Source organism: Dactylosporangium vinaceum (assembly GCF_019904175.1).
In the GTDB taxonomy this organism is placed as follows: Bacteria; Actinomycetota; Actinomycetes; order Mycobacteriales; family Micromonosporaceae; genus Dactylosporangium; species Dactylosporangium vinaceum.
On record NZ_CP061913.1, the window covers coordinates 10,911,648 to 10,934,165 of the forward strand.

At 71.4% G+C, this 22,518-nt stretch carries 21 protein-coding genes; 11 read left to right on the plus strand and 10 right to left on the minus strand.

The genetic code is table 11. From position 1 onward, the window contains the following. Window positions 1-379: 379 nt before the first annotated feature. Together greA and Dvina_RS49030 are read right to left on the minus strand one after the other, a co-directional pair. Window positions 380-880 carry a transcription elongation factor GreA gene (gene greA, locus Dvina_RS49025; RefSeq protein WP_223098808.1) on the minus strand — a complete coding sequence of 167 codons (501 nt, stop codon included), beginning with the start codon at window positions 878-880 and terminating at the stop codon, window positions 380-382. A 91-nt stretch (window positions 881-971) separates the two neighbouring features. After that, complete coding sequence (locus Dvina_RS49030) at window positions 972-1,394, minus strand: DUF4307 domain-containing protein (RefSeq protein ID WP_223098809.1); 423 nt, start codon at window positions 1,392-1,394, stop codon at window positions 972-974. Window positions 1,395-1,492: 98 nt separating this feature from the next. Here Dvina_RS49030 and mca point away from each other — a divergent pair, with 98 nt between their 5' ends. From mca to Dvina_RS49045, 3 genes are all read left to right on the plus strand, one after another. After that, the gene (gene mca / locus Dvina_RS49035; protein ID WP_223098810.1) at window positions 1,493-2,386 is read left to right on the plus strand and encodes a mycothiol conjugate amidase Mca; all 894 of its coding nucleotides are present in this window, start codon (window positions 1,493-1,495) and stop codon (window positions 2,384-2,386) included. Window positions 2,387-2,391: 5 nt separating this feature from the next. Beyond that, window positions 2,392-2,613, plus strand: a complete 222-nt coding sequence (locus Dvina_RS49040; protein WP_223106259.1) for a hypothetical protein — start codon at window positions 2,392-2,394, stop codon at window positions 2,611-2,613. A gap of 256 nt (window positions 2,614-2,869) precedes the next feature. Further along, window positions 2,870-5,356, plus strand: a complete 2,487-nt coding sequence (locus Dvina_RS49045; RefSeq protein WP_223098812.1) for a putative bifunctional diguanylate cyclase/phosphodiesterase — start codon at window positions 2,870-2,872, stop codon at window positions 5,354-5,356. Window positions 5,357-5,394: 38 nt separating this feature from the next. On the opposite strand, the gene ilvA is transcribed toward Dvina_RS49045, so the two are convergent. From ilvA to Dvina_RS49065, 4 genes are read right to left on the minus strand one after another with little or no spacing between them, the layout of a single operon-like run. Continuing rightward, complete coding sequence (gene ilvA, locus Dvina_RS49050; RefSeq protein WP_223098814.1) at window positions 5,395-6,618, minus strand: threonine ammonia-lyase; 1,224 nt, start codon at window positions 6,616-6,618, stop codon at window positions 5,395-5,397. Continuing rightward, a complete protein-coding gene (locus Dvina_RS49055) occupies window positions 6,615-7,310 on the minus strand; it encodes a hypothetical protein (RefSeq protein ID WP_223098817.1) in 696 nt (231 codons plus the stop codon). Before Dvina_RS49055 ends, ilvA begins: the two co-directional genes overlap by 4 nt. Further along, complete coding sequence (locus tag Dvina_RS49060) at window positions 7,307-8,695, minus strand: amidase (protein ID WP_223098820.1); 1,389 nt, start codon at window positions 8,693-8,695, stop codon at window positions 7,307-7,309. Before Dvina_RS49060 ends, Dvina_RS49055 begins: the two co-directional genes overlap by 4 nt. Before the next feature lie 51 nt (window positions 8,696-8,746). Beyond that, on the minus strand, window positions 8,747-9,886 hold the full coding sequence (locus Dvina_RS49065; protein WP_223098823.1) for a cystathionine gamma-synthase: 1,140 nt from the start codon (window positions 9,884-9,886) through the stop codon (window positions 8,747-8,749). Window positions 9,887-9,920: 34 nt separating this feature from the next. On the opposite strand from Dvina_RS49065, the gene Dvina_RS49070 reads away from it, so the two are divergent. The 4 genes from Dvina_RS49070 (at window position 9,921) to Dvina_RS49085 (ending at window position 14,194) form a co-directional block, all read left to right on the plus strand. Continuing rightward, window positions 9,921-10,337, plus strand: a complete 417-nt coding sequence (locus Dvina_RS49070) for an HIT family protein (RefSeq protein WP_223098826.1) — start codon at window positions 9,921-9,923, stop codon at window positions 10,335-10,337. Window positions 10,338-10,400: 63 nt separating this feature from the next. Beyond that, complete coding sequence (gene msrA, locus Dvina_RS49075) at window positions 10,401-11,066, plus strand: peptide-methionine (S)-S-oxide reductase MsrA (RefSeq protein ID WP_223098829.1); 666 nt, start codon at window positions 10,401-10,403, stop codon at window positions 11,064-11,066. Between the two features lie 48 nt (window positions 11,067-11,114). Further along, window positions 11,115-11,576, plus strand: coding sequence for an NUDIX domain-containing protein (locus Dvina_RS49080; RefSeq protein WP_246655818.1), 462 nt, complete (start codon window positions 11,115-11,117; stop codon window positions 11,574-11,576). 245 nt (window positions 11,577-11,821) lie between these two features. Further along, window positions 11,822-14,194, plus strand: coding sequence for an IPT/TIG domain-containing protein (locus tag Dvina_RS49085; RefSeq protein ID WP_223098831.1), 2,373 nt, complete (start codon window positions 11,822-11,824; stop codon window positions 14,192-14,194). A gap of 319 nt (window positions 14,195-14,513) precedes the next feature. Here Dvina_RS49085 and Dvina_RS49090 read toward each other — a convergent pair whose 3' ends face one another. Continuing rightward, window positions 14,514-14,873 carry a hypothetical protein gene (locus tag Dvina_RS49090; protein WP_246655819.1) on the minus strand — a complete coding sequence of 120 codons (360 nt, stop codon included), beginning with the start codon at window positions 14,871-14,873 and terminating at the stop codon, window positions 14,514-14,516. Between the two features lie 110 nt (window positions 14,874-14,983). Here Dvina_RS49090 and Dvina_RS49095 point away from each other — a divergent pair, with 110 nt between their 5' ends. Beyond that, window positions 14,984-16,654, plus strand: a complete 1,671-nt coding sequence (locus Dvina_RS49095) for an aminotransferase class V-fold PLP-dependent enzyme (protein ID WP_223098833.1) — start codon at window positions 14,984-14,986, stop codon at window positions 16,652-16,654. 43 nt (window positions 16,655-16,697) lie between these two features. Continuing rightward, window positions 16,698-17,642: a S1C family serine protease gene (locus Dvina_RS49100; protein WP_223098835.1), complete on the plus strand. Its 945-nt coding sequence runs from the start codon at window positions 16,698-16,700 to the stop codon at window positions 17,640-17,642. A 9-nt stretch (window positions 17,643-17,651) separates the two neighbouring features. Here Dvina_RS49100 and Dvina_RS49105 read toward each other — a convergent pair whose 3' ends face one another. The 3 genes from Dvina_RS49105 to Dvina_RS49115 form a co-directional block, all read right to left on the minus strand. Beyond that, the gene (locus Dvina_RS49105; protein WP_223098836.1) at window positions 17,652-18,899 is read right to left on the minus strand and encodes an acetyl-CoA C-acetyltransferase; all 1,248 of its coding nucleotides are present in this window, start codon (window positions 18,897-18,899) and stop codon (window positions 17,652-17,654) included. A gap of 87 nt (window positions 18,900-18,986) precedes the next feature. Continuing rightward, window positions 18,987-20,351: a cystathionine beta-synthase gene (locus Dvina_RS49110; RefSeq protein WP_223098837.1), complete on the minus strand. Its 1,365-nt coding sequence runs from the start codon at window positions 20,349-20,351 to the stop codon at window positions 18,987-18,989. A gap of 18 nt (window positions 20,352-20,369) precedes the next feature. Next, window positions 20,370-20,720 carry a YkvA family protein gene (locus tag Dvina_RS49115; RefSeq protein WP_223098838.1) on the minus strand — a complete coding sequence of 117 codons (351 nt, stop codon included), beginning with the start codon at window positions 20,718-20,720 and terminating at the stop codon, window positions 20,370-20,372. A 74-nt stretch (window positions 20,721-20,794) separates the two neighbouring features. Here Dvina_RS49115 and Dvina_RS49120 point away from each other — a divergent pair, with 74 nt between their 5' ends. Beyond that, window positions 20,795-21,208 (plus strand): PPOX class F420-dependent oxidoreductase, encoded by a 414-nt coding sequence (locus Dvina_RS49120; protein ID WP_223098839.1) that lies wholly within the window; start codon window positions 20,795-20,797, stop codon window positions 21,206-21,208. A gap of 96 nt (window positions 21,209-21,304) precedes the next feature. After that, a complete protein-coding gene (locus tag Dvina_RS49125; protein WP_380026772.1) occupies window positions 21,305-22,339 on the plus strand; it encodes an SGNH/GDSL hydrolase family protein in 1,035 nt (344 codons plus the stop codon). The last annotated feature ends 179 nt before the right edge of the window (window positions 22,340-22,518 follow it).

The window sequence follows — 22,518 nt, forward strand, 5'->3', positions numbered from 1 at the left end:
ATTGGACGCCTCTCAGCGGGCCCCGCCTGGTCGCGCTGCGCCTGGCCGACCGCTTGGCCGTCACTCGTGGTCCTCGCGGCGGCCGTGTCCAGACGCCGGCGTGGTGCCGGTGCGGGCGTGGCGTGGCGTGGGCGTCGGCGGGGCCTCTGGACTTCAGGCGCCGCGTTGCCCTCTCGCTTGCAGCCGGCCGTCGGGCGCGACTCGTCGTGCGGAGCTGCGCCCTCGTAGTGCCGGACTGCGCGGCCCGGGGTGCAGGGGGCGCTAAGCCCCCTGCCCGGGGCGGGAGCGAAGCGGCCTCGGAACCGCTCACCGCTGCCGCTATTGCCGTCCTTGTGGTGGGTGGTCCCGTGCGGCCCTTGGGCCGCAACGCGTGGGGGTCTCAGCCGCCGAAGGGCTCGAAGTCGATGACCTTCACCTTGATGTTGGCGCCGTTGGGGGCCGTGTAGGTGACGTTGTCGCCGCGCTTCGCGCCGAGGATCGCCTTGCCGAGTGCGGACTCGGGGCTGTAGACGGTCAGGTCGGTGGTCGCGGCGATCTCGCGCGAGCCCAGGAGGAACTTCTCGGTGTCGTCCTCGTCGTCGTCGAACTGGATCGTGACGACGGTGCCGGGCGCCACCGCGTTCGAGGTCGGGGCGTCGCCGACGACCGCCTTCCGGAGAAATTCCTTGAGGTACAGGATGCGGCCCTCGGCCTTGCCCTGCTCCTCGCGGGCGGCGTGGTAGCCGCCGTTCTCGCGCAGGTCGCCCTCTTCGCGGCGTGCGTTGATCTCGGCGGCTACCGCCGGGCGGTTGGCGATGAGCTCGTCGAGCTCCGCCTGCAGCCGGTCATAGGCGTCCTGCGACAGCCAGGTGGTGGCCTGGTTGCCGTCGGTGGTCGACACTGAAGATCTCCTTACGGGCACGCTCGGTCAAACCACCAAAGTACCAGTGACCCGCATCACCGCGGCCACTTGAATTTGGGGTCGCGTTTGTCTATTTGTTCAGAGGGCCGCAGGCCGGGACCTCGACTGTGACCGGACGATCACTCGTAGCGAGCCGATATGTGACGTACGCCTCTGCCCCCGGCGGCACCTCCACCTGGGCCAGCCCGACCTCCTGGCCGCTGGCCGACCGGGCCCGGACGCTGCAGGTCGCGCGCTGGTCGGCGGCCTTGCGCACCACGAAGTCGACGGTGATCCCGTCGTCGGTGACGTTGTAGAAGCGCTGGACCTGCGGCTCGTAGTCCTGCGGGCCGTACTGCACGTACAGCTGCCAGGCGACCGCCAGGCCGGCCGCGGCCACCGCGGCGGCGAGCACGACTGTCAGGATGCGGCGTCGGGGCTGCGGCTCCCGGCGGCGCCCGTAGCGGCCCGGCGGGTATTTGGTTGTGGCGTGCGTCTCGTTCCCAGCGGTCACGGGAGTGCGTCCTCGTCGTTTTTTGTCAGAGGTAATGACCACAATAGGGTCGTGACATTCCAGCGCTCCGCGGTGGGTCTCTTTGGAGGGGAAAGCTCGTGACCGAGCAGTTGCGGTTGATGGCGGTGCACGCTCATCCCGACGACGAGTCGAGCAAGGGTGCGGCCGCCATGGCGATGTACTCGGCCGAGGGCGTCGACGTCCTGGTGGTGACCTGCACCGGGGGTGAGCGCGGCAGCGTGCTCAATCCGAAGCTCGACCGGCCGGAGATCTGGGAGAACATCGCCGAGATCCGCCGGGCCGAGATGGACCGGGCCCGCGAGATCCTCGGCATCCGCCAGGCGTGGCTGGGCTTCGTCGACTCCGGCCTGCCCGAGGGCGACCCGCTGCCACCGCTGCCCGACGGGTGTTTCGGCCTCATGGACCCCGAGGTCGCGGCCGAGCCGCTGGTCAAGCTCATCCGCGAGTTCAAGCCGCACGTCATCACGACGTATGACGAGAACGGGGGCTACCCGCACCCCGACCACGTCATGACACACAAGATCAGCATGGTCGCGTTCGAGGCCGCCGCCGACCCGGACCGCTACCCGGACGCGGGCGAGCCGTGGCAGCCGCTGAAGCTGTACTACAACATGGGCTGGTCGTTCAAGCGGATGACGCTGTTCCACGAGGCCATGCTGGAGCTCACCGGCGAGTCGCCCTACACCGAGTGGCTCAAGGAGATGCAGGAGCGGCGCACCGCGCGCGAGGGGCAGCCGGAGTGGCCCGACCCGGACAAGCGGGTCACGACCAAGGTGCCGTGCGGCGACTTCTTCGAGGCGCGCGACGACGCACTGCGCGCTCACGCGACACAGGTCGATCCGGACGGGTTCTGGTTCGCCGTGCCGCTCAATCTTCAACAGAAGATCTGGCCCACCGAAGACTTCGAGCTCGTCAAATCGTTCGTCGAGACCTCCATGCCGGAAGACGATCTCTTTGCCGGCGTAAGGTAAGGCGTATGAGCGCATTGGACGTTCTCGCCGAGAACAACTTCGGCGACACCCGCTCCGGGGGCCTGGCCGGCCCCATGGGGCTGCTCATCATCGTGCTCCTGGGCATTGCGACGGTTTTCCTGATCCGCAACATGACCATGCGAATCCGCCGCCTCCCGGCCGAGTTCCCCGACCCCGATGCCCCCAAGGACGCCGTGAAGCAGGACGACACCGCCGCGTCCGAGTAGTCACGCCGGCCGAATTTCCCGGCCCCGCGCCCCCAAAGTCGCCGTGAAACAAGTCGACGCTGCCCGGCCCCACGCCCCTGGGGGATGCCGCAAAGCAGGATGGCGGCTGCTCCGTCTGAGTAGTCGCGCACGTTGATCTGAGTTAGAAACGCATCGCCTGCCACTGTTGTCCCAATCCCGGGTGGCTTAGCCTTCACGAGGTGCGCGTTCGTTTTCGCCAGGCGTGCACCCCTGGGGGCAGGGAAGGGGGCACGTGGTGATCGCCTTGGCGCGCGCCCATCGTGCACTGCCGTCCCGCCTGGTCGTTCTCATGGTCGCGGCGGCGGGCCTGATCGTCATCACGGCCCTCGTGGCCTCCCGGCGCCTGCCCGAGGGCACGGTGGCCGCCGCGTTGAATCGGTTCAGTATCGAGGGGCTGCCGGCGGTACCGACGGCGATGCTCACCGGGGCCGCCGTCGCGATGGTCTCGCAGCTGGCCCGGCTGCGGGTCCGGGCCGGCGGCGGCCTGGCCCGCCTGGCCTGGGGCGAGGCCGCGGTCGTGGTCCTGCTGGCCTTCCTGCCGCCGGAGCTCGTCCCGCCCGTCGCCCTCCTGGGCTTCGCCGGTGCGCACGCCGCGCTCCACGTGTTCGACGCCCGGGCCAGCCGCGCCCGCCCGGTCCGCGAGAGCATCTACGGTGTCGCCGCCCTGACCGTCGGCGCCGGCCTGGCCACGCTTGTCATGGTCCTGATCTGGGGCAACGGGGCCGACCGCGCCGGCCTGCCGCCACGCTTCATCGTCGCGCTGTGCGTTGCCGCGGCCGTGTACTTCGTCGCCACGTTCGCCCTTGTCGTGCTGCGCATCGTCGCCGCCGGCGGCGACCTGCGGGCCAGCGTCACCACGATGGTCACCAGCACCCCGCTGATGCTCGTCGGCAACGTCACGGTGGGCCTGGTCGTCGTATGGGCCTGCGCGACGAGCGGCTTCCTGCTCCTCCTGCTGCCGCCGGTCCTGTGGCTGATGCACCAGTTCTACGCGAACCGCATCGGCGAGGACGACGAGCGCCGCACCTGGTCCGAGTTCGCCGACGTGGCCCGCGACCTCAACCGCCTCGACGAGCGCGACGCCGCCCGGGCCGGGATCGCCGGCGCCGTCCGGCTGTTTCACGTGCCCGCCGCCCGGATCGTCCTGGCCGGCGGCCGGACCCACGGCGACCTGCCCCCGGGCCCGTATTCGAGCCGCACCCTGACCGTCGGCTCGGTCGCGGTCGGCGAGCTCCACCTGGCCGGCCCGGAGCCCCACCGCCCGCGCGACCGCCTGATGCTCGCCACCTTCGGCGACGCCCTGGCCGCCGCGATGCACGACGCCATCACGCACGGCGAGCTGCGCGCGATGAGCGAGCGCACCACCTACGACGCCGTCCGCGACCCGCTGACCGGCCTGTTCAACCGGGCCGCCCTCCTGGGCCGGGGCAACGTCCAGCTGGCCGCCCGCCCCGCGGCCGACCCGGTGGCCCTGCTCCTGCTGGACGTGAACGACTTCAAAGAGGTGAACAACGCCCTCGGCCACACCGCCGGCGACGAGGTCCTGAAGGTCATCGCCCGCCGGGTCCAGTCCGCCGGCGCCTCCGACGACCTGCACGCCCGCCTGGGCGGCGACGAGTTCGCCGTCCTCATCACCGACCTCGGTGCCGGCGCCGACGACCTCGCCCTGGCCGCGGCCGTGGAGCGGGCCCGCCGGCTGGGCGCCCAGATCGCCGCCCCGATGCAGATCGACGGCGTGGTCCTGTCCAAGGAGACCTCGATCGGTGTCGTGGTCGCCCCCGCCGGCTCGGCCGACCTCACCGAGCTCCTGCGCCGGGCCGACATCGCGATGTACCAGGCGAAGGACGGAGGCCAGCCGGTCGCCTGGTACGACCCGGCCCGCGACGACGCCAGCACCGACCGCCTGGCCCTGCTGGCCGAGCTCCGCGAGGCGCTGAACGCCACGAACTCGGGCGACGAGCAGCTGACCCTGGACCTGCAGCCGGCCATCGCGCTGACCACCGCCTCGTCGGTGACGAGCGTCGAGGCCCTGCTCCGCTGGCGCCACCCGCGCCGCGGCCGCCTGATGCCGGCCCAGTTCCTGCCCGCGGTGGAGGCGAGCGAGCTGATCGCGCCGCTGACCCACTGGGTGCTGGAGCGGGCCATCTTCCTGGCCTCGGGCTGGCGGCGGGCGGGCCTGGCCACCCCGGTGTCGGTGAACATCTCCGCCCGCAGCCTGGCCGAGCGCCAGCTCCCCGAGACGATCAAGGATCTCCTGGCCCGGCACCGCTTCCCGGCCGAGCTCCTGGTCCTGGAGATCACCGAGACCGTGATGCTGTCCAACTCGGGCGTGATCGACGACGTCCTGTCGCGCATCCGGCGGCTGGGCGTGCAGCTGGCGGTGGACGACTTCGGCACCGGCTACTCCGCGTTCACGGTGCTCACGAAGCTGCCGGTCCAGGAAGTCAAGATCGACCGCGAGTTCGTGGCCCAGATGCTCGACTCCCCGAAGGCCGCCGCCATCGTCCAGACCACCGTCGACCTGGGCCGGAGAATCGGCCTGCGGGTGGTCGCCGAGGGCGTGGAGCACCCCGAGCAGCGCATCCGCCTGGCCGAGCTGGGCTGCACGGCCGCCCAGGGCTTCCTCTTCTACCCGCCGCTGTCCCCGGACGGCCTCCAGGCCGTTCTACGCGAACGCCGCCAGCTCCAGCGCCGCCACCTGAGAGCCGAGGGCACCGGCTGACCGGCGCCGACTCCCCCGGCGTTGCCGCGCAGGCGCGCTCAGGTGCCGAACGTGACCGTGTAACCCGCCGACCGCAGCGCGTTCACGAGCCGGTCGGAGTGCTCGGAGCCGCGCGTCTCCACGGAGAGGCCCAGCTCGACCTCGCCCAGCTGGAGGCGCGGGTCCTGGCGCCGGTGGGCGACGTCGACGACGTTGGCGCCCTGCTCGGCGATGTACGACAGGAGCTTCGCCAGGTGGCCGGGCCGGTCGCCGCAGCGGACGGTGAAGGTGAGGTACCGGCCGGCCGCGGCCAGGCCGTGCTCGATCACCCGGACCATGAGCATCGGGTCGATGTTGCCGCCGGAGAGCACCGCCACCACCGGCGTCTCCACCTGGACGGCCCCGGCGAGCAGGGCGGCCACGCCGACGCTCCCGGCCGGCTCGACGACCATCTTCCCGCGCTCCAGCAGCATCAGCAGCGCCCGGGAGATGTCCTCCTCGGTGACCGTGACGACGTCGTCGACGAGCTTGGCCACGTGCGCGAACGTGATGTCGCCCGGCCGGCCGACCGCGATGCCGTCGGCGATCGTCCCGAACTGCTCCAGGCGCACCGGCTTGCCGCGGGCCAGTGACTTCGGGAACGCGGCGGCCCCGGACGCCTGGACGCCGATGACCCGCACGTCGGGCCGCAGGGTCTTGACGGCCACGGCCAGGCCGGAGATCAGCCCGCCGCCGCCGGCCCCGGTGATCACGGTCTTGACCTCGGGCACCTGCTCGAGGATCTCCAGCCCGACGGTTCCCTGGCCGGCGATCACGTCGGCGTGGTCGAACGGGTGGATGAGCACGGCTCCGGTGCGCTCGGCGAACTCCTGCGCGGCGACAAGGGCCTCGTCGACTGTCGACCCGGCGAACTCGACGGCCGCGCCGTAGCCGCGGGTCGCCGCGATCTTCGGCAGCGGGGCGCCGAGCGGCATGTAGACGGTGCTGCTGATGCCGAGCAGGCTCGCGGCGAGCGCGACGCCCTGGGCGTGGTTGCCGGCGCTCGCGGCCACCACGCCGCGCCGCCGCTCCTGCGGGGAGAGCCGGGACAGCCGCACGTAGGCGCCGCGGACCTTGAACGAGCCCGCGCGCTGCAGGTTTTCGCACTTGAGCAGCGCCGGGCCGGCGAGCTTGGCGGACAGGGGCCGGGAGGGTTCCACGGGCGTCAGGCGGATCACGCCGGCCAGCAGTTCCCGGGCCGCTTCGATCTCGGCGAGGGTGACGAGATCCGATGCAACGGTCATGCCCTGATCGTGCCACCAACCAGCGCCACCGCATCGTCGCGGGCCCCCAGCCGCCGCCGGCCGACTGCGTCTCCACCGGCGAGGCCTGTGTCGCCTGACAGCCGCGCGACCCGGCCGTACTGCGCGCTCGTGACCCGGGCGATGAAGAGCAGCGCAAGCACCGCGACAAGCACGAACAGGGCGGCCGAAGGCAGGTACAGCAGCACCTCCCGGCCGAACAGGTGGGCCGCGAGCGCGTCGTCGACCGGGTGCCCCGAGCGGGCCTGCGCGCGCACGTCGGCGATCTCCCCCGCCGTGGACCGCCCGCCCAGCCAGGCCAGCAGCAGCGCCAGGCCGCCGGCCAGGACCGCGCCGCGCAGCGCCCAGGTGAGCGTCGTCATCCGGCGCCGCACGTCGGGCGCGCGCCCGATGCTGTCCACCACCCGCCGCGACCGCACCCCGAACCCCTGCAGGTTCTTGCGGGCCCGGCTCGACCAGCCGGCCCACGCCACCGCGAACGCGAGGGCGAACCCACCCAGCAGGACCCCGGCCACCAGGCGCAGCGCCGTGGCGAGTGCCGTTGTCGCAGGACCCGGATGGTGTACCGCGTGAAGGTCGACGACCGGCAGGAAGGCCATCGCGAGATTCGTCAGGGCCGCGGCGGCCGCGAACACCATGGCCGCCGTCGCCCACGAGGAGATGGCCCGGATCACTTGCGCTGCGCCGCCATCCGGGGCCAGCCGGGGGCGTGGCGCCGCCAGGGTGCGGCCTGCTCGATCTGCCCGGCCAGGGCGAGCAGCAGCAGCTCGGAGCCGGGCGGCCCGACGAGCTGCACCGCCGCGGGCAGGCCGTCCGCGCGCACCCCGACCGGGATGACCAGGCCGGGGAAGCCGGCGAAGTTCCAGGGCGCGGCGTAGGGGGCGTAGCGGGTGTTGACGAGCATGTTCGCCGACCACGAGCGGGCCGACAGGCGATCCGCGGGCGGCGGGGCGGCGGCCAGCGCCGGGGTCACGAGCACGTCGTAGCGCCCGGCCTCGAACCAGTTCCGGCAGCGCTCCCGCCAGGCGGCCCGGTCGGCGTCGCGGACGAGGCCCTGCCGGAGCGCCTGCTCGCCGAGCGTGATGTGGCGGCGGGTCCGCGGCTGCAGCGCCGCCCGGTCCAGCTCGGCGGCGTCGGCCGCGGCCGCCGCGAACCACGTGGACAGGGCGCGGGCGGCCAGCGCCGGCGGGTACTGCGGATCGGCCTTGAGGGCTCCGTGGCCGTGTGCGAGCACGAGACGTACAACATCCGAAACGCCCTTTTTGGCGGCGGCGTCCGCGAACACGCCGGTGACGGGGCTGCGCAGCGAGACCGCGATCCGCAGGCCGCGCGGCTCCGTGAGCGCCGCCGGAGTGCGGCCGGAGAGCACGGCGTAGCCCAGGTGCGCGTCGGCGACGGTCGTGGCCAGGATGCCGTTCTCGGCCAGGCCGTACCAGTCGTTGACCCCGAGCCCGGCCGGCACCGCGCCGCGGCCCGGCTTCAGGCCCACGATCCCGCAGCAGGCGGCCGGGATCCGGATCGAGCCGAGCCCGTCGTTGCCGTGGGCGATCGGCACCAGCCCGGCCGCGACCGCCGCCGCCGAGCCGCCGGAGGAGCCGCCGGGCGTGCGGTCGGTCCGCCACGGGTTGCGGGTGACGGTCTCGGCGTCGTCGGTGGTGGCCCAGAGGCCCAGCTCCGGCATCCGGGTCACGCCGACCACGACGGCCCCGGCCCCGCGCAGCCGCCGGACCACCTCGTGATCGGCGTCGGCGACCGGGCGCCGCGCGGCGGCCGAGCCGTTCCACGTCGGCAGCCCGGTGACCGCGACGTTCTCCTTCACCGCGACCGGCACCCCGGCCAGCGCCAGGTTGGCCAGGTCCGGCTGGTCGTCGACGATCTCCGCCTCGGCGATCGCGGCGCCGCTGCGGACCTCCCGGAACGCGCCGATGATCCGGTCATAGGCCCGGATCGAGTCCAGGTGGTCGGCCACGACGGCGGTCGCCGAGGTGTCGCCGCGGCGCACCGCGCGGGCGATCTCCCGGGCCGTCGCGCCGACCCAGGCGGTGGAGCGGTGCAGCATCGTCGACACCCTTTCCCGTACCTCGCTGGCGGTGCGGTGCGGTCTAGTGTGTCAACGAGCGAGGGCTTGCTCCAGATCGGCCAGAAGATCGTCGATCGTCTCGATTCCGACAGACAACCGGACGAGGTCGCCCGGTACCTCCAGCGGGCTCCCGGCGGCGCTCGCGTGGGTCATGCGGCCGGGGTGCTCGATCAGGGACTCGACGCCGCCGAGCGACTCGCCGAGCACGAACAGCTTCGCGCGGTTGCAGATCGCGACGGCGTGCTCCTCGCTCTGGGCGCGGAAGCTCACCATCCCGCCGAAGCGGCGCATCTGCTTGGCCGCCGTCTCGTGTCCGGGGTGCTCGGGCAGCCCGGGGTACAGAATCTGGCCCACGCTCTTGCTTCTCGACAGGAACTCGACGACCTTCTCGGCGTTGTCGCAGTGGCGGTCCATCCGCACGCCGAGCGTCTTGATCCCGCGCAGTGTGAGCCAGGCGTCGAACGGGCCGTTGATGGCGCCCATCGCGTTCTGGTGGAACGCGAGCTCGCCCATGAGGGCCTCGTCGGTGCCGATGAGCGCGCCGCCGACGACGTCGGAGTGCCCGCCGAGGTACTTCGTCGTCGAGTGCACGACGACGTCCGCGCCGAGGTGGAGGGGCTGCTGGAGGTACGGCGAGGCGAACGTGTTGTCGACGACGAGCAGCGCGCCGCGGTCGTGGGCGGCCTGGGCCAGCGCGGCGATGTCGGCGATCCCGAGCAGCGGGTTGGTCGGCGTCTCCACCCAGACGATCCGGGTCTTGTCGGTCATCGCCGCCCGCACCGAGTCGACGCTGTGAATCGAGGCGGCCGTCCAGTTGAGGCCCCAGCGCTCGGCGACCTTCGAGAACAGCCGGAACGTGCCGCCGTAGGCGTCGTCGGGGATGATCACGTGGTCGCCCGGCCGGCACACCGTGCGCAGCAGCGTGTCCTCGGCGGCGAGGCCGGAGGCGAACGTCAGCGCCCGGCGGCCGCCCTCGAGCGCGGCCAGGCACTCCTGCAGCGAGTCGCGCGTCGGGTTGGTGGTGCGGCTGTATTCGTACCCCTGCCGCGGGCTTCCGACGGCGTCCTGGGCATACGTACTGGTCTGGAAGATCGGCAGCACGACCGCGCCGGTGACCGGGTCCGGCTCCTGGCCGGCGTGGATCGCGAGTGTATCGAAGCCGTGGGTCATTTCTCCGACCCTAGTCTTGGATAGTGTGGGGCTCGTGTCGGAGTGCCTGTTCTGCTCGATCGCGTCGGGCGCCGCGCCCGGGTTCCTGGTGGCCGCCACGGACACCGCCGCCGCCTTCCTGGACATCCGGCCGGTGTTCAAGGGCCATGTGCTTGTCGTGCCGCGCACCCATGTCGTGACGCTCGTGGATCTACCCGAGGCGGACATCGCCAGCTATTTCGGGTTTGTGCAGAAGATCGCGGCGGCCGTGGAGACCGGGCTGTCCGCCGGCGGCACCTTCGTCGCCATCAACAACCGGGTCTCACAGAGCGTGGCCCACCTGCATACCCATGTGGTACCGCGAACGAAGGGCGACGGGCTCAAGGGCTTCTTCTGGCCGCGGACGAAATACGCGTCCGACGACGAGGCGTTGTCCTACGCGGAGAAGGTCGCAGCCGTAATGAGCTCATAAGGCACAGCGGCGTTGGACGAGGCAAACTTGAGCCTAGACGCATCAAGTTCTAAGGAGCGGATCGTGTTCCTGCGGTACACCAAGCAGCTTGACCTGCCGACCGCCGAGTCGGCCCTCACCGGGCGCGACACCCAGATGCCCGTAGCCGCGAAGCACACCGTCCTCGGCACCCCGCTGCGCGGCCCGTGGCCGGCCGGCCTGGAGGTCGCCTACTTCGGCATGGGCTGCTTCTGGGGCGCCGAGCGCATCTTCTGGCGCATCCCCGGCGTGCACTCGACAGCCGTGGGCTACCAGGGCGGCTTCACGAAGAACCCGACGTACGAGGAGACCTGCTCGGGCAACACCGGCCACACCGAGGCCGTCCAGGTCGTCTACGACCCGGCCCGCGTCTCGTACGAGACGCTGCTCAAGGCGTTCTGGGAGAACCACGACCCGACCCAGGGCATGCGCCAGGGCAACGACGTCGGCACGCAGTACCGCTCGGCGATCTACACCACCACCCCGGCCCAGGCCGCCGTGGCGGCGTCGTCGCGCGAGGCGTTCCAGCCGGTCGTCAGCAAGGCGGGCCGCGGCCAGATCACCACCGAGATCAAGCCGGCCGGGCCGTTCTACTACGCCGAGGACTACCACCAGCAGTACCTCTCCGACTCCAAGAACCCCGGCGGCTACTGCAACCACGGCCCCAACGGCCTGACCTGCCCCATCGGCGTGGGCACGCTCCCCGCCTGACCGTGCTCCGCCTGGCTTTTCCTTCCGCCGGGGCGGCATAGTGCGGCGGTGACGATTCCGAGAGCGGTCGCGGTGGTGACCGAAGCGCGTCGAGTGCTGGTGATCAAGCGGTTCCTTCGCCGGCACTCGTCCGCCGCCTGCGTCATGTGCGCGGAAGACGGCCGGCCCGGGCCCGACTGCCCGGGCCACCACTATGCGGTGCTCCCCGGCGGCGGCGTCGAGGCCGGGGAGAGCGCCGAGGCGGCGGCCGTACGCGAGCTGGCCGAGGAGACAGGCCTCGCGGCCACGATCGCCGGCCGGATCTGGACCAGCCAGGAGCGCGGCCGCACCGGCTTCTACTTCCTGATGGCCGACGTGACGGGCGTGCCGGCCCTCTCCGGCCCCGAGGCCGTCGCGAACGGCCCGGACAACAGCTTCGAACTGCTGTGGGCCACACCCGCCGAGTTCGAACCGCTCAACCTGCGCCCCGCCGACGTCCGCCCCGTGCTGACCGCCCTGCTCGCCACCTGAGCCGCGAGGCCCGGGCCGGGGCGGCCCACCGGACCCCGGCCGTGAAGCGGCATCGCGCCGATCGCCCTTTTCGCCCATTTCCAAGGTAATACGAGCGGATCTCGCGGATTGCCAGTTTTGAGAACCTTTCAGGTACCCCGCTGCTACTTTGAGTGACGTCCCGGATGCTGTGCGCTACCTCTGCAGGGAATCGCGCCCCCACCGAGCACTCCCACACCGTGGCAATCAACGGAGGAGACACTCAAGTGCAAGTCAGAAAGCGACTCGCCCGCGCGGCCGTCGTCCTGGGCGTGGTAGCGGCCGGTCTGGTCGCCACGTCAGCCCCAAGCTTTGCGGCCACCGACCCGATCACGACGGTCACCCCGGCCCATGGTCCGAGCGGCGGCGGCAACATCATCTCGCTCACGCCGACCACGGCGAGCAAGTTCAGCGGCGCCAGCGGCCCGGTCGCGCAGTTCTCGGCGACAGCGTGCGCCGACCCGTACGACGCCCCGGTGCCCATCGCGTCGGCGTCCGGCTCCATCACCGCCGGTATCGTGCAGGCCACCACGGTCGCCGTCAGCGGCAGCAACCTGAACGTCACGGTGCCGTCGTCGCTCAACCTGCCGCCCGACGTGACGGCGCCGGCCTCCTTCTACGTCTGCGTCTACGACGGCTCCACGGTCGGCACGACGGCCCTGCTGGCCAGCACGGCCACCGCCGCGTACACGGTGAACCCGATGCTCGTCGCCAGCCCGACGAGCGGCGCCAGCGGCGGTACCTACAACGTCGACCTGATCACGGCGAACGCGGCCTTCACGCCGTACTCGACGAGCTACACGGTGCAGTTCCAGGCCAAGACCGCGGCCGGAGCCGTCTGCGCCGCCACGCCGCCGAGCGCCTCCGCGCCGAGCGCGTCGAACTCGACAACCATCACCGGCGGCGTGATCCAGGTCCCGGCGGCCAACCTCCAGGTGCCGTCGTCGCGGACCATGAAGGTCAACATGCCGGCGACGATGATCCAGCCGTATCTGACGACGCTGCCGACGGTCATGAGCACCGACTTCAACGTCTGCGTGTACGCCAGCAACGCCCTGGTGGCCGAGACGCTGACGAGCTCGCCGTTCAACCTCAGCGGCAACGTCGCGCTGAGCGCCGCCACGGGCTCCAGCGCCGGCGGCAACTCGATCACGCTTACCGCGTTCGCCCCGATCTTCACCAGCGGCCAGACGTTCGTGCAGTTCCAGAGCACCACCACGGCCCCGGGCCAGTGTGACCAGTTCCCGCAGTCCAGCGGTGCGATCACGCCGAACGTGTCGGCGATCCGGTTCATCTCGACCTCGAAGATCGCGGTCACGGTGCCGGCGATCGCCGCCAACTCGTACAAGGTCTGCGTCTACGACTCGGCCAACGCCAGCTCCGGCAATCACCTGGTGGCCCAGGGCTACAGCACCTACGTCTCGGGCAACATCCCGGCGATCGTGTCGGTCCTGCCGGCCACCGGCCCGGCGCAGGGCGGCTCCACGATCGTGGTGACCGGCACCAACCTGCCCAGCACGCTCGGCACGATGACCGCCGCGATCGGCGGCGTGCCGATGACGATCACGGCCCAGACCTCGAGCAGCTTCACGGCGGTCACGCCGGCGCACGCTCCGGGCACCGGCTTCGACATCACGATCACGCTGACGAACGGCACGACCTACACCGGCAAGCAGCTGTTCACGTTCACCAACGGCATCACGGTGACCCCGAACACCGCGCCGAACTCGAAGGCGACAGGCACCGACCTGGACATCCAGGGCGTGGGCTTCCTCGACCTGACCTTCGCCGCGCCGGGCAACTACGACTCGTTGAGCACCAAGGCGCACGTGTACCTGGTCAAGGGCACCTACGACCCGAAGGGCTCGGGCACCACGAAGACCGTCGGCCCGACCGCCGAGTGCGCGGACGTGCTCGTCGTCTCCGACACCAACCTGATCTGCACGCTGTACACGATGGGCAACGGCCCGCTGCCGTCGACCACCGGCCGCAGCGTCCAGGGCTGCACCGGCTCGAACGCCGGCACCACGCTGACGCCGGGCGGTGCCTGCACGTTCAGCGCGGCCGACGTCGGCCTGACGATCATCGGCACCGGCATCCCGGCCGCCACGACCATCACCGCGGTCAACGCCGGCACCGGCGTGGCGACGATCAGCAAGCCGATGACGGGTGCGGTCACCGGTACCACGGTGGTCAACGTCTACTCGGCGACGGGCGTGAAGGCGCTGACCGACGCGGCCGGCGCCAGCGGCCAGAAGGTGCTGACCACCACCACGGCGATGTTCGCCGCGACGGACGTCGGCAAGGCGGTCTCGGGCGCGAACATCCCGGCCGGCACGGTCATCACCGGGTTCACCGACACGAAGACCGTGACGCTGTCGAACAACCTCAGCGGCCTGCAGAACGCCGCGGGCAGCCTCGCCCAGCCGATCTACGTGTACGGCACCGGCGCGATCCCGAACGGGACCTACACGGTCACCGTGGTGAGCAGCGGCGCGGTCAACGCGAACGTGGTCTCGGCCACCAACCCGAACGCCGCGAACTACATGCAGTCGATCCTGTCGAGCGGCTCCACGTTCACCGTGGCCGACTACAACTAGTGGCCATCGTCTAGACGGTCCGACCACACACGAACGGCCCGGGGTCGCGAGACTCCGGGCCGTTCGCCGTGCGGGTGAGCATGCACAACAGCGTTGGTATTGGCAGGCGAGGGCACAATTCGCGATATATGCGGGGGAACCACGAGAAGTGCCCTCGCCTGCCGGGTAGACCCGCTCGATCCCTGGGGAGGACGCCTGGCCGGAGGCGTTCGGAGCCGGCGGAGGCATGCCGGCAACCGTGTCCGAGCGGGTCTTTGTGTAGCGGGACTGCACTGCACTGGCGGGGCGCACTGGAGTCTCGCTCGGTTCAACGATCGGTTCAGAGGAAGGTTCCTCGGTTTCCACCGGCGCGATGCCAGCCGCCGCGCTTCTCACTCGGACGGCCGAGGTCGATGCGCCAATCGGGCATGGTGCGCAGGCTGTACAGGTCGTGGCGGGCGGTCCACGCCTCGTTCCACGGGCGGCGCGACGCCTCGGCGGCGTTCTGCGCGAGCCGGCGTGGGGCGCAGGGCCACTCACGCCCGCACCAGAGGCACTGCCCCTCACCGTCGGACTCGCTGTGCCGAGTCAGGATCTGCGTGGCGTCCCGCCACAGCAGTCGGTCGACGACGTCTGTTGGCTCGGACTGGTCAAGACTGACCAACTTCCCTACCCCCAGTCTCATGAGGTTCCTGAGCACCTCCGGACGAAACGTTAAACAATCGGGCCGGACGGTGGAGCGGACAACAAGTGCGACTCTCTTCCGACCACACGAAAGGGGACGGCGTGGCGCGGCGGATAATGGCCGCCATGGAAAGCGCCCTCTTGCAGCGGATCCGCGCCGCAGTCATCGGAGACGACCAGGTGATGTGGGGGCCCTACGGCGCCCGTCGCGTGACCTACGCGGACTACACCGCCTCCGGCCGGGCGCTCGACTTCATCGAGCGGTTCATCCGTGAGGAAGTGCTGCCGCGGTACGCCAACACGCACACGGAGTCGTCGGGCACCGGGCTGCAGACGACCCGGCTGCGCGAGGATGCCCGCCAGATCATCAACGAGGCCGTGGGCGGCGGGGCCGACACCGTCGTGATCTTCACCGGGTCCGGCTCGACCGCGGCGATCGACAAGATGGTCCACATCCTCGGCCTGCGGGTGCCGGCCGGGCTCGACGACCGCTACGACCTCTCGGCCCACATCCCGCCGGCGGATCGCCCGGTCGTGTTCATCGGCCCCTTCGAGCATCACTCCAACGAGTTGCCGTGGCGCGAGTCCATCGCGGATGTCGTCGTCATCCCCGAGGATCACAACGGCCACATCGACCTCGACCGGCTCCGCGCGGAACTCGCCCGGCACGCCGATCGGCCGCTGAAGATCGGATCGTTCTCGGCGGCCTCCAACGTGACCGGGATCGTGAGCGACACGCACGCGGTCTCGGCGCTGCTGCACGAGCACGGCGCGCTGTCGTTCTGGGACTTCGCGGCCGCGGCGCCCTACGTCGACATCGAGATGTCAGGGCCGCCCGGCCAGGAGAAAGACGCCGTGTTCATCTCCCCGCACAAGTTCGTCGGCGGCCCCGGTACCCCCGGCGTCCTGGTCGTCCGGAAGGAACTGCTGACCAATCGCGTCCCGACAGTGCCCGGTGGCGGGACGGTGGACTACGTCAACCCCACCGACCACCACTACATCGCCGACCCGGCCCACCGCGAGGAGGGCGGCACCCCGGCCATCGTCGAGTCGATCCGGGCCGGCCTGGTCTTCCAGCTCAAGCAGGCGGTCGGCACCGGCACCATCCGGGCGCTGGAGGAGCGGTTCCTGCACGAGGCCATCGCGTCGTGGCAGACCAACCCCAACATCGAGATCCTCGGCAACCTGGACGCGTCCCGGCTGTCGATCGTGTCGCTCGTCATCAAGAAGCCCGGCGGCCGGTACCTCCACCACAACTTCGTCGTCAGCCTGCTGAACGATCTCTTCGGCATCCAGGCGCGGGGCGGATGCTCCTGCGCCGGCCCCTACGGCCACCGGCTCCTGGGCATCGACGTCGAGCGCTCGCACCGGTTCGAGCAGGAGATCATCGCGGGCTGCGAGGGGATCAAGCCGGGCTGGGTCCGGGTCAGCTTCAACTACTTCATCTCGTCGGCGGTGTTCGAGTACATCGTCGAGGCCATGCATTTCGTCGCCACGCACGGCTGGGCATTCCTGCCGCAGTATCGCTTCGACCCCTACACGGGCCTGTGGAAGCACCGCGACGGCGTGGTGGAGCCGCCGCTACGCCTCGCCCAGCTGACGTACGCCGACTCCGGCGAGCTGACGTGGCCGGCCCGGCACGAGCGGGCCCCGGAGTCCGACCTGTCCGGATATCTGCGGTACGCACGGTCGCTCGTCGAGGCGCTGCCGGTCGTCGAGGAGCCGGACGGGGTCGTCTCGGCCAACTTCGAGGCGCTGCGCTGGTTCGACCTGCCGGCGAAATCGCTGTTGGCGTAACGCTGGGCGGCATGCGCGGGGCCTGGGCCGTGTTCGGGTGGACATGGATCCCGAAACCGATGACCCAGAAATCGATGCGCTCGACGCGTACAGCCGGGTCGTCTCCACCGTGGCGGCCACCCTGCTGCCGAGCGTGGCCAGCCTGACCGTGCGCAGCCGCCGCGGCGAGGGGGCCGGCTCGGCCGTCGTCTACACCTCCGACGGCTTCACCCTGACCTCGGCCCACGTCGTCGCCGGGGCCGACGGTGGCGTGGCCGAGTTCACCAACGGCGTCGAGACCCGCTTCGACGTCGTCGGCGCCGACCCGCTCTCCGACCTCGCCGTCCTGCGCATCCGCGAGCCGGGCGGGCCGCCGGCGACCCTTGGCAACGCCGACGACCTGCGCATCGGCCAGCTCGTCGTGGCCGTCGGCAACCCGCTGGGCCTGGCCGGCTCGGTCACCGCCGGCGTGGTCTCCGCCCTGGGCCGCTCGCTGCCGGTCCGCGACGGCCGCCACCTGCGCCTGGTCGACGACGTCATCCAGACCGACGCCGCTCTCAACCCCGGCAACTCGGGCGGGGCGCTGTCCGACTCGGCCTCGCGGGTGGTCGGCATCAACACGGCGGTGGCGGGGATCGGACTGGGGCTGGCGGTGCCCATCAACAACACGACGCGCGTGATCCTGTCCGAGCTCATGTCCACCGGGCACGTGCGCCGCGCCTGGCTCGGGGTCGCGGGGGCCACGGTGCCGCTCCCCCAGCCGCTTGCCGCGCGGCTGGGGCAGTCGAAGGCGCTGCGGCTGGCCGAGGTGGTCCCGGGGAGCCCGGCGGGTGAGGCCGGGCTCTACGTGGGCGACGTGGTGCTCAGTGCCGGCGGGAAGCCGATCACGGGCGTGCAGGACGTGCTGAAGCTGATGCTCGGCCCGGCGATCGGCGCCCGCCTGCCGATCACCGTGCTACGCAAGGGTGCGCTCGTCGACGTGGTGGCGGTACCGGCGCCGCTCGATTGATCCCGGCGCTTACGCCAGGCGCTCGATCACCATGGCCATGCCCTGGCCGCCGCCCACGCACATCGTCTCCAGGCCGATCGACTTGTCGTGCCAGTTCAGCGAGTTGATGAGCGTGCCGGTGATGCGGGCGCCGGTCATGCCGAAGGGGTGGCCGACAGCGATCGCGCCGCCGTTGACGTTGAGCTTCTCGACGGGGATGCCCAGCTGGCGGTACGACGGGATGACCTGGGCGGCGAACGCCTCGTTGATCTCGACCAGGTCGACGTCGTCGATGGTCATGCCGGCCCGCTTGAGGGCGCTGCGGGACGCCTCGACCGGGCCGATGCCCATGATCTCCGGGGACATCGCTGTCACGCCGGTGGAGACGATCCGGGCCAGCGGGGTGATGCCGAGCTCGCGGGCCTTGACGTCGCTCATGACGATGACCGCGGCAGCGCCGTCATTGAGGGGGCAGCAGTTGCCGGCGGTGATGCGACCGTCGGGGCGGAAGACCGGCTTGAGCCCGGCCACGCCCTCCAGCGTCACGCCCGGGCGCGGGCCGTCGTCGGTGGCGACCACCGTGCCGTCGGGCGTGGTGACCGGCGTGATCTCGCGGGCCCAGAAGCCGTTCTTGATGGCCGCCTCGGCGAGGTTCTGCGACCGCACGCCGAACTCGTCCATGTCCTCGCGCGTCACGCCCTCGATCTCGGCGAGGTTTTCGGCGGTCTGCCCCATGGCGACGTAGATGTCGGGCAACTGGCCGTCCTCCCGCGGATCGTGCCAGGCCTCGCCGCCGCCCTCGGCCCGCTTGACCGTGCGCGCATACGCCTCGGCGAACGCCGGATTCTGCCAGGGGCCGCCGACGGCCGCCTGGGCGTCAGGCGGAAGAGCATCGGAGTTTCCCCGGGCGTACCGCGACACGCACTCCACCCCCGCCGAGATGAACACGTCGCCCTCGCCGGCCTTGATCGCGTGGAACGCCATCCGGGTCGTCTGCAGCGACGAGGCGCAGTAGCGGGTGGTGGTCGCACCGGGAAGGTGGTCGAACCCGAGCAGGGTGCTGACCACCCGGGCCATGTTGAAGCCCTGCTCGCCGCCGGGCAGGCCGCAGCCCAGGTACAGGTCCTCGATCGCCCGCGGATCGAGCTGCGGCACCTTGTCGAGCGCGGCACGGACGATGGTGGCAGCAAGATCGTCGGGGCGGAGGTCGCGCAGCGATCCCTTGACGGCACGGCCGATCGGGGACCGGGCGGTGGCAACGATGACAGCTTCCGGCATACCGGAGATGCTACTCGGAGGTAACCCGCCACAAACCCGGCCCACCGAGCCAGAATTGTCACACCGGGTGCACAAACCCGCTGAAGATCAGGTCAGGTGCGCCAGCAGGTCCTGCCGCGTGATGACCCCGGCCGGCTTGCCGTCGATGAGCACCACGGCGGCGTCGGCCTTCTCCAGCAGCGCCACCGCCTCGCTCACCGGCTGCCCACCGCCGATCATCGGTAGCGGGTCGGCCATGTGGCGCTCCACCATGTCGTGCAGGTGGGCCTGGCCCGAGAAGAGCGCGTCGAGCAGGTCGCGCTCGGCGATCGCCCCCGCCACCTCGCCGGTGACGACCGGCGGCTCGGCCTTGAGGACGGGCAGCTGCGAGACGCCGTACTCGCGCATGTAGTCGATCGCGTCGCGCACCGTCTCGTTGGGGTGGATGTGCACCATGCCGGGGACGCGGCCGTCCTTGCCGATCAGGACGTCGGCGACGGTCGGCGTCTGGTCGGCGGTGTGCAGGAAGCCGTACCGGGCCATCCAACCGTCGTTGAAGATCTTGGAGAGGTACCCCCGGCCGCCGTCGGGGAGCAGGACGACCACGACGTCGTCCGGGCCGGCCGCGCGGGCGACCTTCAGCGCCGCGGCCACGGCCATGCCGCAGGACCCGCCGACGAGCAGGCCCTCCTCGCGGGCCAGGCGGCGGGTGAGGTCGAACGACTCCTTGTCGGACACCTCGACGATCTCGTCGCAGATGGTCCGGTCGTACGTGGTGGGCCAGAAGTCCTCGCCGACGCCCTCGACCAGGTAGGGCCGGCCGGTCCCGCCGGAGTACACGGAGCCCTCCGGGTCGGCCCCGACGATGCGCACCCGGCCCTCGGACGCCTCTTTCAAGAACTTTCCAGCGCCCGAGATGGTACCGCCGGTCCCCACCCCGGCCACGAAGTGCGTGACGCGACCGTCGGTCTGCTGCCAGACCTCGGGCCCGGTGGTCTCGTAGTGCGAGCGCGGGTTGGCCGGGTTGGCGTACTGGTCCGGCTTCCACGCACCGGGGATGTCCCGGGCCAGGCGGTCGGACACGTTGTAGTAGGACCGCGGGTCCTCCGGCGCGACGGCCGTGGGGCAGACGACGACCTCGGCCCCGTAGGCGCGCAGGACGTTCTGCTTGTCCTCGCTGACCTTGTCGGGGCAGACGAAGACGCAGCGGTACCCCTTCAGCTGCGCCACCAGCGCCAGCCCGACTCCGGTGTTGCCGGACGTCGGCTCGACGATGGTGCCGCCCGGCTGGAGCAGGCCCGCCTTCTCGGCCTCTTCGACCATCCGCAGCGCGATACGGTCCTTCACGCTCCCGCCCGGATTCAGGTACTCGACCTTGGCCAGGACGGTGGCGGAGATGCCGGCGGTCACGTTGCGGAGCCGGACGAGGGGGGTATTGCCCACCAACTCGACGACGTTGTCGTAGTAGCGCACGCCGCCAGCGTAGCGGGCCTATCGGATGACGTGTCCCGGGATCACTGTCTCGCGCCGCTTCTCCCACTCGAGGAAGCGCTCCAGCTCGTCCATCAGGGCGCCGGCGAAGTACCCGGCCACGGCCAGGTCGTCGACGAGCCCCAGCACGAACAGGAACGCCTCGGGCACCGCGTCGATCGGGGAGATGATGTACGCCCCGGCCACGGCCAGCATCGCCAGCCGCTTCCCGCCGTCGTACTCACCCTTCATCGTGGCCTTGACCATGCGCGGAATCGCCGCGATGCGCCTCCCGACACCCGGTGTGTCCGGTCGGAACACACGCGCGAGCGCCGTCCACGCCAACCGCCGCCGCAGCGCCCTGTCCGCCATGATGACCACCCTCTCTGCCCTTGCCTATGAATGTAACGGTGGCTGTCATCAGGTGCCGGAGTAAGAATTGCGTCATGGACCTTGATGAGGCTCGGACGGTACTGACGGACCAGCACCACGCCGTCCTGGCCACCCGCCGCAAGGACGGCGGCGTGCAGATGTCGCCGGTCGCGGTGGCCGTCGACGCCGAGGGCCGGGCGGTGATCAGCAGCCGGGTGCCGGCGTACAAGGTGCGCAACCTGCAGCGCGACCCCCGCGCGGCGCTCTGCGTGCTGCCCGACGGGTTCTTCGGCCGCTGGATCCAGGTCGAGGGCGAGGCCGACATCGTGCTGCCGCCGGACAGCGTCGAAGGTTTGGTCGACTACTACCGGCGGGCAACCGGAGGGGAACACCCCGACTGGGACGATTACCGGGCGGCGATGATCCGGGAACAGCGGGTCCTCATCCGGGTCACCCTGCACCGGGCCGGACCGGACAAGTCGGGATGAGGTCAGGTCGGGGTAGGGACAACGGCGGCGAATACTTGGGGGGCGGAGGTTAGCCTCGGGTTCGCGAGGACCGTGGGGTCGGAAAGGTCGGGGGCGGTGAAACTGCAGTCGGAGCAGGTCAAGCGGATAGCAACGGCGGCGGCGGTCGGCGGCGGGGGCGTGGCCGGGGCGGGCGTGTTGTTCTACGGACTGGTACTCGGCCAGGCACTCCTGGCCCGCAAGACGATCCCCCAGGTGGTGAGCCCACCCCCGCGCGCCGACGGCCTGTACGGTGCCGACTTCGGCGGCGAGCCGGTGCGGCTGGTGGTGCTCGGCGACTCGTCGGCCGCCGGTTACGGTGCGGAGAGCCCCAGCGAGACCTTCGCCGCCGCGGTCGCGGCCGGCCTGGCCGAGCAGCTGCAGCGCCCGGTGCGGATGCGCTGCCTGGCCGTGGTCGGCGCCGAGTCCAAGGGCCTCCCGCCGCAGACCGAGGTAGCCCTCCGCCAGCGGCCGGACATCGCCGTCATCTGCATCGGCGGCAACGACGTGACCCACCGGGTCCGCATCCCCACCGCCATCCACCACCTCGTGCGCTCCGTGCGGATGCTGCGCGACGCGGGCGTCGAGGTCGTCGTCGGCACCTGCCCCGACCTTGGCACGATCCGCCCGATCCAGCCGCCGCTGCGCTGGCTGGCCCGGCACTGGAGCCGCCAGATGGCCACCGCCCAGACCATCGCCGTCGTCGAGGCCGGGGGCCGCACGGTGTCACTCGGCGACCTGCTGGGCGAGCTCTTCTACGCCGAGCCCGACCGCATGTTCAGCCTGGACCGCTTCCACCCGTCCGGCGCCGGCTACCTGGCCGCGGCCCAGGCCGTTCTGCCGACCGCGGTGGCCGCCCTGACCGAGCCCGACCACCCGGCCGGCCTGCCCGCGACCGCGGAGGACGCCCTGACCGCCGGCGAGGGCGTGCGCTCCCTGCCCCAGGCCGCCGCCGAGGCCGCGCACAGCCCCGGCACCGAGGTCAGCGCCGCCCAGGTGGCCGGCCACGACCGCGGCCCCGGGGGCCGCTGGGCCCAGCTGCGCCGCCGCGTCTGGCTCCGCCTGCCGCAACAGTCCGCCCGCACGCCCGACCGGACCGCGGAGGCGGCATGAGCGCCCAGGCCGCTTCGTGCCCGTCCGCGCCTTCAGACCCCGGCCGGGAGGGCTCAGCGCGACGCCGCCGCTTCCACCGGCACCGGCCCGATCTCGGCAGCCGCCCGGTCGGCGCGGGGGTTGCTCCGGTCCGCGCGGAAGCTCCCGCTGCCCTGGTCCGCGCGGAAGTCCCCGCCGCT

Excerpts from the sequence above, each read along its gene's own strand:
- Dvina_RS49040 (WP_223106259.1), top strand. The coding sequence starts at position 2,392 with ATGAGCGCATTGGACGTTCTCGCCGAGAACAACTTCGGCGACACCCGC.
- ilvA (WP_223098814.1), bottom strand. The coding sequence starts at position 6,618 with ATGACCGTTGCATCGGATCTCGTCACCCTCGCCGAGATCGAAGCGGCC.
- Dvina_RS49060 (WP_223098820.1), bottom strand. The coding sequence starts at position 8,695 with ATGCTGCACCGCTCCACCGCCTGGGTCGGCGCGACGGCCCGGGAGATC.
- Dvina_RS49065 (WP_223098823.1), bottom strand. The coding sequence starts at position 9,886 with ATGACCCACGGCTTCGATACACTCGCGATCCACGCCGGCCAGGAGCCG.
- Dvina_RS49095 (WP_223098833.1), top strand. The coding sequence starts at position 14,984 with ATGGAAAGCGCCCTCTTGCAGCGGATCCGCGCCGCAGTCATCGGAGAC.
- Dvina_RS49100 (WP_223098835.1), top strand. The coding sequence starts at position 16,698 with ATGGATCCCGAAACCGATGACCCAGAAATCGATGCGCTCGACGCGTAC.
- Dvina_RS49105 (WP_223098836.1), bottom strand. The coding sequence starts at position 18,899 with ATGCCGGAAGCTGTCATCGTTGCCACCGCCCGGTCCCCGATCGGCCGT.
- Dvina_RS49115 (WP_223098838.1), bottom strand. The coding sequence starts at position 20,720 with ATGGCGGACAGGGCGCTGCGGCGGCGGTTGGCGTGGACGGCGCTCGCG.
- Dvina_RS49120 (WP_223098839.1), top strand. The coding sequence starts at position 20,795 with ATGGACCTTGATGAGGCTCGGACGGTACTGACGGACCAGCACCACGCC.